General features: G+C 47.9%; 3 protein-coding genes. All 3 read right to left on the bottom strand.

All coding sequences use genetic code 11. The annotated features are described in order from the left end of the window. Positions 1–135: 135 nt before the first annotated feature. Positions 136–5,889 carry a hypothetical protein gene (locus ACOMG9_RS16900; protein ID WP_448217742.1) on the bottom strand — a complete coding sequence of 1,918 codons (5,754 nt, stop codon included), beginning with the start codon at positions 5,887–5,889 and terminating at the stop codon, positions 136–138. A gap of 85 nt (positions 5,890–5,974) precedes the next feature. Continuing rightward, positions 5,975–12,772 carry a synaptonemal complex protein 1 gene (locus ACOMG9_RS16895; protein ID WP_494529141.1) on the bottom strand — a complete coding sequence of 2,266 codons (6,798 nt, stop codon included), beginning with the start codon at positions 12,770–12,772 and terminating at the stop codon, positions 5,975–5,977. After that, entirely contained in the window at positions 12,769–13,203 is a 435-nt protein-coding gene (locus ACOMG9_RS16890) for a hypothetical protein (protein WP_494529140.1), read from the bottom strand. The genes ACOMG9_RS16895 and ACOMG9_RS16890 overlap by 4 nt, the downstream gene beginning before the upstream one ends. Positions 13,204–13,333 lie beyond the last annotated feature (130 nt).

Genomic DNA, 13,333 nt, shown 5'->3' with positions numbered 1-13,333 from the left:
TAGGGAGTTAGAAAGTTCGATTGGTATTAATACCTTTTAGCAGAACTTAATCGACAGACGGGTGTCAAAGAAACCAGTACGTATCGCTTTATACTGGTTTCTTTTGGATCGCTATGAAGGGTTCAGCTGAAGGTTTCACGGCTGCAGTTTTTTTCCAGACGCTGCACTACTTTCGGGAGTTGATGTGGCTTGAAGAGCATTTCTCTTATCATAAAAAGTAGCTGTCTTGCTATCGTCCTGTTGCAATGCATAGAAGGCACCCAGAGTGTAAGAGTAAGGAATGCTTTCTGCGTGGGAGAATGACCATCTAGGCACATTTTCCCTGAAGTATTTCTCCCAGCCATTCTCGAATAGCTTCATGGTGCGATCCCGACGCTCACGGAACTGAAGGTAATTTTCGTGTCGTGTCCAGCCATACAGGGTGCCGTTGGCTTTAACACGGTTTGTATAGTCTTTATCGGTTTCACTGACGCGTTGAGGTGAAGCAACAGTCGTACGTTTCACATAGTTATCTTGCGTTTCACCCACGCCCAGCCAGCGATTAATTTTGTCAAGACTACGGCCCAGAGGTCCACCCAGCCATTGAGTGAGCATCCTGTTGTCGTTCATAAAGAAGTCGTAAGTGAGGCTGGACGCCAGCGCGAATCCGAATGTTTGGGCGTAGGTAAACCCGGATAAAAGACCGTGGGCGTATGTTCCGAAGGTGGCTACCGGGCCCAGCAGCAGACCGGTTGTGGTAGAGGCCAGGGTTTTCACTTTTTGTGGTGTCACCCTGTGCAGCAGCGGTATCTGAACTCCCTGTCCGGAGCCCATGGATTGCACTATTTCCGGCACCAGACGGGAAATGCTCCGATACATCTGCGGGTTGGCGTTGTACTGTCGGGCAAACAGCATAGAGCCGGTTTTCAGCAGAATGACCGAGGAAGCGGCTTTACCCCATGGCATGGCCAGCCCGCCCAATTCGGAGATTTGTTCAATGCCACGGTGATAAGCATATTGCCCGGTTCGATCAGGATCAACACCATAAGATTCCAGCCAGTGCTGGAAAGGTATCAGCATCCGGTGCAGGTAATCTCCTCTGCTGGTCAGATCCAGAAGATAGAGGAACGACAGGTTCGAGAGGGATAGCTCAGCAGCCTGCCAGGTGGTGTGGGTAGCCAGCAGGGGTTTGTAGCTGGAGAAGTACCAGGTGACAGCCTGTACCAGAAAGGCTGAAGGCTTGACCCAGTAATTCAGTAGCTGTCGTTCAACCGCTGCGGCATGAGCCTGCATTAATGTGCCATGAACAGTTTCGATCAGGTCTGATTCAGATATTCCGGCAGCACGGGCATAAGGTGCCAGGGTATCCTGAACATTGGCCAGGAATGCTGCTGTCCTGCGACCATTGTCAAAGGCAATATCATCAAGAACGTAGTTGGCGATGACCGCAGCTGCGTACTCTTTCATGCCAGTAACAGACTCTTTCATACCCGTCGGGCCAGTGGCTGTGACAGCTACTGGATCAAAGGCACTTTGCATGAATTCCTCAACAGCCTTGTCGGACAGCATCCGTGCAACCTTCTTGAAGTTGGGTATATGGACGTCGTGTTTGTAGCCGAGGAAGTGTTCAAATTCATCCACAGTCTGATAACCATCGACACCTCTGATGGCCTTCATGTAGTTTCCAAGCTCGATCTTGCTGATCAGTCCTTCCCGCAGCAAAGCAATGATCCTGCCACCACTGACAGAGTGGGCAGCGAAGTATTCCGAAAAGTCTTTCAGGTCCCCTGGTTTATGCTCGACGAAGTGAGTGGCTCTTTTGCCCATGCCGCGTATTCCATCGTCGTATTGTTGAGCCCCGGTTTTTATCTCATTCCTGGCCCTTAGCGCCAGATTCTGGACTTCCTCAATGACATTCTGAGATTGATCTTCTGAATGCCCGAAAGGCAAGCTCGTCTTCAGGCTCTTGAAGACCTCCACCATCCGACTGGCCTGATCAAAGGGCAGATCGTCTCCGACCATTGCCTGCAGGCGAATCGGTGCAAATTCATCGTTAAAATCAAACGTCGCAAGGCCGGGTATTGTTTTACCGTTTTTGACGGCTGATTCTGCCAGGTCCAGTGCAGCATCCAGAGCCTGTTGCCTGAGAGGGTGCTGCTCTGTGAAGGTGTCCATATCGGTCAGAACTTTTGCCTGTCTAGGTGTGAACTGGAAGGGACCGCCGTCATTTTCGACGGCTTCCTCTGCGGCCCTCAGGACTTCCTTCATTCTCTCAATGTTTGCTTTCCTGACTTCAATCTCTCTTTCCAGACGGGCCTGCTCCTGACTCAGTTGCTGAATCTTGCCGCCAGAACCATCATCACCGCCCAGTTTTACCAGCCTGTTTCTCAGGGCATTAACCCGGTGTTCATTGGTGTCAGTGGCGTCTGGTTCAAGACCCATGGTTTTTTCCATGGGGTCAAGAAACGTTTTATGAAAATCGATCAGGTCCTCTTCTGCTTTTGATACCGCTTCACTTCTCTGCTCCAGGGCTGTGTTCAGGCGGGTTATTTCGTTCTTCTGTTCGGTTTCGGCCTTTTCACCGGTGTTTCCAAAACGCTTGATCTCCTCTTTTTTAAGATCAAGACTCTCTTGTGCGTTCCTCTCTTCAAGCCGTGCATTGGTCAACTCCCTATTTTTCTTGTCGTGAATACGCAGTAGTTGCCTGACCCGAAAGTACTTTTTCCTGACTGAAGGCAGTTCACCCAATAGTTCATCGAATTCATGGGTTTTGTCTTGATCGTGATTATCTCTTCTGCTCCGAATGACAATAAAGTAATCAGCCTCTTCCGGTAAAATTTCGTCATTTTCTTTTATCTGGATGTTGGTATTTGTTTTGCCTACCCGTTGCTCAACGATTAAATCCTGCTTCTCTTTGCTGTGTCCCGACAGGAAATCTTTGACATCCTCCATTATCTCTTGAGGGTGTTGTTCGTTACCTGCATCCAGCGCCAAGTCGGTCTGAGATTCTTTCATTACCTGATTGATAGCTGTGTCGTATTTATCCGAGATATGTCGGAGGTCAGCACGACTCCCGGCAAACAACACGTTTTTGCCACTAAGCCTATTCAGTTTTCGATGAACATCTGTTAGCTCTGTTTCAGCTTTTTGTATTGCTTGTCTGGCTCTGGCTAGCTCACGATCAAGAACGTATCGGGGTTTGGGTCCCAGGCAGGCCAATTGCCTGTCAAGCTCTGTATCAATGGCTGTGATATGCTCATTAATGCTGACAATACCTGCTTTGGAAACTTCTTCATTCAGCTGTTGGAGTGTTCTTTTAATTAGAAAGTTCTGGTCGTCAATGCTGGCATCATCTTTATAGGCCGCAATGTTGAGTTGAGAAGCCATTTCATTGTTTCTGCGTCTTCTGACATCTTCATCGCCATTGGCTTCGTTTACTTCTGTTATTAATGCCTGAATTTTGTCTCCAACAACATGCTTGCTGTTGTACAGGTAGTCATCGTTTTCAATAGTTAATCCCAGCTCATTGGCCAGCTTAGCAACGAAAGCTTTGCCTCTTTCTATAGCTCCATGGTTTATTTCGGAGGAGATAAGCAGAACGTGCTCTATCATTTCAAGCAGGTCTTTCTGATGATTAAAGACTCGAGCATCTGTGTTTTCGACATGGTAGGTAAGATGCCCTTGAATCTTCCTGAGTTTTGATGCCTTTTTTACGCTCGCAGGTATCATCTTTTCTTTTGAGAGGGCATCTTCTATCGTATTCAGCATGTCTTCTGAGACATCATTGCTGACAAGTTTTGTACGAACCCTTTCAAGCCTTGCTGTTTTGTAATCGTCTTTGTTAACTTGGATTTTGAATATTTCTTCTACTGTTTGCAGTATTTTTAGAGCATCTTCCTCTGCCTGCTGTCTGATTTTTATGATGTATGTCTGAATTTCTTCAGAAATGGCTTGACGACGGTGATACACGTCATCAATGCTATCGGGCTCATCCATGTACAGGGTTCTTTCCACGGCGGTCAGTCTCCCAAGTACTCCATCTTTATTGCTATCAAAATTCATGGTGTTTAAATGACTGGCAATGGTTGCATAGTAGGCTTTGACTTCTGCTTCTCTTTCAGCGTTAAGTGCTTTTGTGACATCTGCTCTGATAGTACGAACTTGTGTTTCCAGCTCCGGGATTCGTTGAGCATCCAGCAGAAGTTTCAGTTCCATATTTTCCAGATATTCCAGTTCGACATGAATCTTTACAAGCTCATCCTTAACTTCCCAATAGCGTTGTTGCAGCTCACCCAGCTTTTCCTTGCGACTGGGACTGGCTACTCCGATTCTGGACTTTAAGTAGTCATGAAGTCTGAAGAGATCACTTTCTTTTGCGTACAGCTTGTCCAGTTTTTTAAGCAGCTGTCTGTTCATGTCTCCTATGACTCTGGCTGCAAACTTTTTGTCCTTCTCATGATGACCGGTTTGCGCCTGGCTGTCATGGTTGTTAATGGGTATAACATTCTGAATATTCTGGACAAAATGCGGGTTAATCAGAAGATTTCTGAATACGGGTTTGAAGTTGAAATGTTCTATGAGTTGAGAATGCAGCCATTGTGGCGTGATGACCGACGAAGCAACCCTGATGTGTTCCAGGGTGAATTCAAATTCAGGGACCTGAATTGAACGAGCTGGAGCATTACTGGCCAACGCCTGCTGGAGATATTCATAGTGAGCAAGTGCATCTATTGCCAGTTTATCTTCGTTTGTGAGCGTCGTCGGTTCATCTTCGTGAACCAGTGCATCGTGCCGCGCAACATACTCCTCAAGTATTGCCATCTGCCTGCTTCGAATGACGTGCTGGTAGTTTATGACCTCATGTTTTTCAACCTTTGCTAACACTGTTGGGACGGGGTTATTACCCTCAGCTTCTTTCATAAGGTGATAGAGGCTTTCTACAAAAGCGATATCACTCGGACTCAGCCTCTGGCCATGGAAAACAATCTCATTGTCCGCAGCTTCTGCTACTTCAAGTTTTGGATAACCCGCAGGCACAGGATAAAACTTTGTGTCATCGTCGACGTGTACAACGTAACCGACGGGTTTGCTGTGGGCCATGAGTTCATTAAGAGCCTGCTGTTGTAAGTCCTCTCCCAGGACATGAACCTGGATATAGGCAGAGGTGGCTGCTGCCAGAAGAGCCTCCTCATTGATAAAGAGTGATTGACCCAGACGCTGCAGTTCAGGGGGCTGATCCCCCGAAGCGATAAGACGCATGAAAGTACGTCCATTCACTTCAACTTTTTCTACTTCAATGGTGGCAAGGGCAATATAGTGATCATTGGCGCCCAGATTTCCTTTTCTGTCGTAGACAGCTGCCAGTAATTCAGCCAGTTGCGGGGGGGCGGCGATTTTCGTAAACGGTTCTAATGGTTTCTCGTCATGAAATGCACGAACAGCATTAATTGAATCCTCATCGGTCATTCCGGCTCTGACTTCAATGACCAGTTTCGTTTCTTCAAGGTTATGGGTGAACCTGAAGACTTCCTCATCATCTAACTTCAGGACTTTGGTGTATTTTTGAGCAACGCCATTGTCGCCTGTTTGAAACAGATCAACACTGGAAACTTTGCCTTCAAGATCAGAAATTATTTGTGTAAAGCTTGCTTTAGGAAGGTGATAGCAGTCTTCTCTGAAGATAGTATGAGGGTAGGTGGTTGTAAAGGAGTTGGGTATTGGCTGCTGGTCAAGACCTAAAGTTGGTCGAACCACGACGTCACTGTGGGTAAACTCCTTATGTCCACTGGCCTGAATATGGATAGATTTGGTCTGCAGCCATCGATCAGCCAGTGCCTGTGTGCCAGTGAAGGACGAGCCGATCACAGCGATTACAGCAAGGCTTAAAGCATTGGGGCAAGCATTTGTCATTCTACTTCCTCGGAGATGAGTACACCGATTAGTTTGAAAATAGTTTTTTTCTCTCCTGGAATAGTGCCTTGGTCAACAAGGGCTTTTACAAGCCCGTCCCTCTGGGGGCGGGTAGTTGACCATGGGCAGAAAGTTTCTTATCGTCGGGCTTTTGCCACTCGAAGAAGGTTCCCAGAGTGTAAGAGTAAGGCACACTCTCTGAATGGGAGAATGACCATTTGGGCACATTTTCTTTGAAGTATTTCTCCCAGCCATGCTCAAAGAGTTTTAGGGTGCGATCACGGCGTTCACGGAACTGCAGATAATTTTCATGTCTTGTCCAGCCAAGCATCATGTTGCCCGCTTTAACACGATTTGCATACTCCCCGTCGCTTTCACCGGAGCGTTGAGGTGTGGCAATAGCCGTACGTCTCACATATTCATGGTCCGATTCGCCCACGCCTCGCCAGCGATTAATTTTATCAAGGCTTCGGCCCAGGGGGCCACCCAGCCACTGAGTGAGTATTTTATTGTCGTTCATAAAGAAGTCGAAAGTGAGGCTCGACGCCAGGGCAAATCCGAATGTTTGAGCATAGGTAAAACCGGAGATCAGCCCATGGGCGTAGGCTCCAACAGTAGCTACCGGACCTAGCATGAGGCCGGCGGTGGCAGAGGCCAGACTTTTCACTTTTTGTGGTGTCACCCGGCGCAGCAGCGGTACCTGAACCCCTTGCGCGGAACCCATGGATTTCACTATTTCGGGCACCAGACGGGAAATACTGCGATACATATGGGGGTTGGCATTGTGCTGCCGGGCAAACAGCATGGAGCCGGTTTTCAGCAGAATGACGGAGGAAGCAGCTTTACCCAATGGCATGGCCAGCCCGCCCACTTCGGAGACTTGCTCAATTTGATTATGGTAGGCGTATTGGCCGGCTCGTTGAGAATCAACACCATAGCGTTCCAGCCAGTGCTCGAAAGGTGTGATCATTCTGTGTGCGTAATCACCCCTGTTGGTCAGGTCCAGCAGATAGAGGAATGACATGTTTGAGAGTGACAGCCTGGCAGCCTGGCAGGCGGTATGGGCCACCAGTAGTGGTTTGTAGCTTGAGAAGTACCAGGTGACAGCCTGTACCAGGAAGGCTGAAGGTCTGACCCAGTACTCATTGAGCTGTTGCTCAACCGCTGCAGCATGAGCCTGCATCAATGTGCTGTTGATAATCTTGATCAGGTCGGATTCAGGCAGGCCAGCAATGTGGGCATAAGGTGTCAGGGTATCCTGAACATTAGCCAGAAATGCCGCCGTCTTGCGGCCGTTTTCAAAGGCAATATCGTCAAGAACGTAATTGGCGATGACCGCAGCTGCGTAGTCTTTCATGCCGGCAACAGACTCTTTCATACCGGCTGGGCCAGAGCCGGTGACGGCCACAGGAGTAAAGGCACTGCGCATAAGTTCCTCAGCCCCCTTGTCGGACAGCATCTGAACAACCTTCCTGAACTCAGGCACCTTGACGCCCTGGTTGTAGCCAAGGAAGTGTTCAAACTCATCCACTGTCTGATAACCGTCGACACCTCTGACGGCCTTTATGTAGTTCTCAAGTTCAACCTTGCTGATCAGACCTTCACGCAGCAGTGTTATGATCTTGTTACCACTGGCAGAATGGATCTCGAAGTATTCCGAGAAGCTTTTCAGGTGCCCTGATTCATGTTCGACGAAGTAAATGGCTGTTTCACCCATGCCGTTAATGATTTCGTCGTAATATTTAGCACCTCTTCCTATCTCATTCCTGGCTCGGTGCGCCAGAATCTGGACTTGTTCAATGAGGGTCTGGGGCTGATCTCTCTCAGGCTCGAAAGGAGGAGGGGGGGAGGGGAAGTCTGCCTTGAGGCTTCTGAAAACTTCCACCATCCGACCGGCCTGATCAAACGTCAGATCTTGTCCGGCCATTGCCTGTAAGCGAATGGGCGCAAACTCATCGTCAAAATCGAAGGTCGCAAGGCAAGGTATTGCCTTTCTGCTCTTTTCTGAAGAGGCTGCCAGACCTATTGCGGCTTCCAGAGCTTGTTTCCAGAGAGAGTGCTGCTGCGTGAAATCGTAAATATCAGCCAGAACTTTTACCTGTCTCGGTGTGTACTGGAAGGGGCCGCCGTCGTTTTCGGCGGTTTGCTCTGCAGTCTTCAGGTTCTCCTTCATTCTCTCAATGTCTGCTTTCCTGGTTTCTATCTCACCTTCCAGGCGGGCCTGTTCCTGAATCAGTCGTTGGATCCTGCCGCCAGTGCCATCTTCCCCGCCCAGTTGCAGCTGTTTTTTTCTCAGGGCACTGATCCGCTGTTCACTGGTCTCAGAAGAGTCTGGTTTAAGACCCACAGCTTCTTCAATGGCCTCAAGAGCCGTTTTGTGATGTTCCGCCAGAGCGATTTCTGCTTTTGATAAAGCATCACATTTCTGCTTCAGGGCCAGATCCAGCAGCTCTATCTCGTTCTCAATCGCCTCTTTTTTTCGATCCATATCCTCTTGGACAGCTAGCCCGCGAGCCACTGCCGATACATCGTTCTCGATCAAACACCTCAGGGAATCCCGTTTCTCAATATCAGTAGAGTCTGATTCAGAGCCTGTGGCTTTCTCAGTGGCTTCAATATTCGCTTTATGAGCCTCCGGAACTTTCGATGCTTCTGATTCAGCGTCACTTTTCTGCTCCGGGGTTTGCTTCAGGTCGGTCTGCTCAGGGTCTGTACTCTGCGATTCAAATTCGTTCTCATGTTCGGTTTTAACTTTTTGTTCGATGCCTCCGGCTTTGTTAATCTCCTCTTTTTTACGATCCAGATTCTCTTGTGCAAGCGCCTTTTGATGCCGTGCAGATTCTATGTCCATGCCTTTTCTGTCGTGTACACTCAGGAATTCCGTGACCTGAGTGTATTTTTTTCTGGTTAAAGGCAGTTCACCTAATGTCTCATCGACTTCATTGATTTCGTCCCGGCCATGAATTTTTGCGAAGGCTGTAATGGCAAAATAATCAGCTTGTTTCGGTAATCGGAGGTGATCTTTTATCTGGATGTTCAGGTTTTTTGTGGCAGCCTCCAGTTTATCAATGATTTCATCTCGTCTCTCTGCACCGTCTCTCTGCATAAAGCGGTTGATGTCGTCTACTCGTTCTTCAGGGGTTTGTTCGTCACCTGCAGGCAGACCCAGTTCGGTCTGTATTTTTTCCATTGCCTGATTGAGAGCGCTGTTATCTTCATCCGAGATAGGTTCAATGCCATCGCGATTTACCAGCACTAATTGTTTGCGACGAAGATCATTCAGCTTGCGATGAGCACCTGCCAGCTCAGTGTTAGCTCTTTCTATGACTTGCCTGGCTGTGGCGACATCACGTTCAAGAACGAATCGGGGTTTAGGTCCAAGGCGGCCCAATTGCCTGTCAAGCTCATCTTCAATGGCTGCGACACGCTCTTCAACTTCAGGCTGACCTGCATCCATCGATTCTTGATCCAGTTGCTGGGTCAGTTGCTGGAGTTTGCCGTTAATCAGCTCGATCTGGTCGTGGATAGCGGCATCATCTTTATACTCCTTAATGTTGAGTTTACGAGCCAATCCATTGTTAAAGGTTCTTTTGGCAGCTTCATCCCTATAGCCTTTGTGCAATTCATCCATCATTTTGCGAAGTACGGCACCCAGAGCATACATCCGGTCAGACAGGCTGAGATCCTTTTCAAACTCTAACTTCATATCACTGGCCAGCTTGTCAGTGAAAGCCACGTGTCTTTTATTAGCAGCAGGGTTTTTCTGAGGGTTGATACCCAGCTTTTTCTCAATATCAGTAAGATATTTAAGCTGGTGTTCTCTGGCTCGCAGATCGGATTCTTCGACTCGAGAGGTCAGATGCTCACGAAGCCTGTCGAGCCGCATATCTCCTTTCTCCGGATCCTCCAGCGTTATGTCGTCCGTGAGGATCTTAACCATCTCGTCCAGCTGGTATTCTGATATATCATCGTCGTTAAACTTTGAACGAACTGTTTCAAGTCTTGCTTCTTTGCCAGCATATTTGTCGATTTCGAGGTGGAATATTTCTTCCAGTGCTTCCAGGATGTTCAGAGCCTCTTCCTCTGACCTTTTTCCGGCTTCCATGATGTATGTCTTTATATCATCAGAAATAGCCTCGCGCCGGAGATAAACGTCTTCCTCTCCACCGGGGAGAGTCATCTCCATGGCATCTTCCACGGCACTCAGTTTCTCAATTACTTCAGGCTTGGCTTTGGGATGGCCCGGAATTCTGACGTCTTCCAGTTCTTGTTCCAGTTCTGCAAGTCTGGAGAGCTTCTCGTAGACGGTTGACTCCAGAGTGACGGGGTCTTCCTCATTCAGCTTAATACCAAGAACCGCTTCTAAAGCGCCTTTTCTGGCCTCGGTGTAAGAATTCTCTGCATCCTGTTGATCAGCCTCAACTTTATGATGCAGCCGTTCCGGATGGTCTTCCAGTGCCGAAAGTCTTTGAATCAGGTACTGTTTTGAATTCTCCATCATCTTGATTTTTTTAAGCAGGCTTTCTTGCTGTTCATCAATATCTGCATCGCTATCAAAATTCTGAATGTTCAGATGTGCGGCAATGGTTGCATAGCGAGGTTTGATTTCAGCGACTACTTTCGAATCTTTTCTGATGTTCTGCTGCAGAAAGCGTTCTCGATCTATCTGAGCTGCCTGCTGTTTCAGGTGCAGCTGAACAGTCTGGAAACGGGCTTCCAGATTTTTATCGTCAACCGGGAAAAGGCCGAGCTGTATTTCAATGTCTGTCAGCCTGTTTTTTACAACATCATCGGTTACTTCTATCTGCAGTTGCTTGAAGTATTGGGCGGCCTTGTGAATGGAATCAAAGCGGCTAATCAGATCGTTTTCATTGTCTGGAGTCAGTTTGAGCCCTTTTTCAATCTCCGCCATTTTTACTTTTAAAGCTTTAGCCCGCTGTTGTTCTGTTGCGGCAGCTGAACTCTCGATTTCATTAATTTTCTCTCTAATGAGTCTGGCTTGCTCTTCTGATGGCGTGCTATCAATACCAAGCTCTTCTGCCAGCTGGATGTTATATTTGTCTATGTGTGCTGTTAATGTTATGTGATAGTCTTTTCTCTTATTCAGAGTTTGATCGACTTCCTTCTGAAGATCCGTCAACTGTTTTTTCTGTATTTCCAGCCCCTGTTGATGCTCAAGATGTTTCTGAATGGCCTGGTGACGGGCCTTCAGGTCATCTTTGTTAATCGGCATCAGCCCGAGTTGATCTTCTATAACAGCCAGCGCCTCTTCTTCGGCGAGTTCTGCCCGTTGCTCCATGTACTCTTGAATAAACGCAAAGCGGGAACCAAGGTCGTTTTCATCGTCCGGAGTAATTCCTAACACGCTTTCAATCGCCGCCAGTTTTGCCTCTGGAGCTTCTTCATAAGACTCTCCTGTTGCAGCGAATGTTGCGGCCACCGCCAGGTTCATTTTATGAATTTTTTTTATAATGAGTCTGATTTGTTCTTCGGATGGCTGGGTATCATCCCAGTTGTCAATACCCAGTTCTGCTGCCAGTTGAGTGTTGTAATTTTTTATGGCCTCTTCTCTGGCATGACTAACTTGTTGTTCCAGCTCTGGAATTCGTTTGACTTCCTGCTTAAGTTGATCTGAATGCTCTTGCAGCTGTTCAATCACTTCACGATTCTCTGCAAGCTGACTCTCAACTTTTTGCTTGAGTTGAACTGCATAGAGTTTTTCTTCCTCACTGATAGCGGCTTTCTCCGACAGGAGTTTCAGCTCGTTTGTAATCTGAGCCAGCTTACCCTCTAAGGCCATATGCTTTGTCAGCTTCATTTCCATCTGAACCATTTGGTTGGCGATGTCGCTCAAGACTCTGGAAGCAAACTCTTCGTTGTGAGCTAAAGCATCGAGCATTAATGAGTCGGCGGTGAGTAGATTACTCAAAATACCCTTAGCAAAACTCTTAATGATTAGATGGTGTCTTAGTGCGGGTTTGAAACTGAAGTGTCTGGCGAGTTGAATCTGCATCCAGGTTGGCGTGATGACAGACGAAGCAACTCTGACCTGTTCCATTGAGAATTCAAATTCATCTGCTGGAGCTGCTGCAGCAGCACTGGCCAATGCCTGCTGGAGATATTCGTAGTGTGAAAGCGCACGAAACGCCTGCAGATCTTCGTCTGTATACGTCACCGGTTGATCTTTGTCAGCTCCGGTAGAGTGGGTCGCTACAAGCTCCTCCAGCAGTGCCATCTGCCTGCATCGAATGGCGTACCGGTAGCTTCCGACCTTATGTTTATTGACCACTGTTGCTGGAGCGGGTTTGTTTGCCTCTGTTTCTACCCAGAGTTTATGAAGGTTTTCTACAAAAGCGACATCTTGCGGATTCAGCCTCTGGCCATGGAAAACAATCACTCCCTCCGAAGCTTCTGATACTTCCAGCTTCGGATAGCCCGCAGGCGCAGGATAAACCTCTGTGTCATCTTCGGCCTTTACAACGTAGCCGACGGGTTTGCTGTGTGCCAGGAGTTCATTAAGAGCCTGCTGTTGTAAATCCTCTTCCAGAACATGAACCTGAATATAGGCAGAGGCGGCGGCTGCCAGGAGAGCATCGTCATTGACAAAGAGCGATTGCCCCAGACGATCCAGTTCAGGGGGCTGAACGCCCGAAGCGACAAGACGCATGAAGGTGCGCCCATTGACCTCAACTTTTTCTACTTCTATGGTGGCAAGGGCAACATAGTGATCACTTGAGCCGAGGTTTCCTGCTCTGTCGTTGGCGGCGTCCAGCACATCAGCCAGTTGTATGGGGGTGGCGATTTTTGTTGACGGTTCCAGTGATTTGATGCCATGCGATTGCCATCCTTTACGAATAACCTCAATTGAATCCTGATCGGTCATTCCGCCTCTGACTTCAATGAGCAGTTCGTTTTCTTCAAGGTTATGGGTGATCCTGAATACGCCTTCAGGACTTTGGTGTATTTCCTGGCAACATTATTCTCGTCTGTCTCAAACTGATCAACACTGGAAACTGTGCAACGAGTATTATAAAAAATTTCTGAAAAGCTTATAGAAGGATAGAGAAGGTCCTCATTTACTGCAGGCTCATAAGGGTAGGTGGTTGTAATGGATTTGGGTATTGGCTGTTGGTCATCACCTGAAGTTGGCTGAACCCTGACCACACTCTGAGTGAACTCCACATGTCCATTGCCCAGAATATCGGCAGATTTTGTCTGCAGCTTGCGATCGGCCAGTGCTTGTGTGCCAGTGATGGAAGAGCAGATTGCAAAGGTCACAGCAAGGCTTAGTGCATTGGGGTGAGTATTTGTCATTCTAATACCTCAGAGCGGAGTAGTTCTGATACTGCGAAAAGTGATTTCCATACCAGCCAAGGATGCAGATTCCAGTCAGTAGCTCATGGCTGTTAATCGCGTATGGCTGTTAATCGCTCATGGCTGTTAA

The sequence above is a fragment of the Endozoicomonas sp. PH6C genome (assembly GCF_059322965.1).
This window is presented reverse-complemented; position numbering and strand designations above follow the sequence as displayed.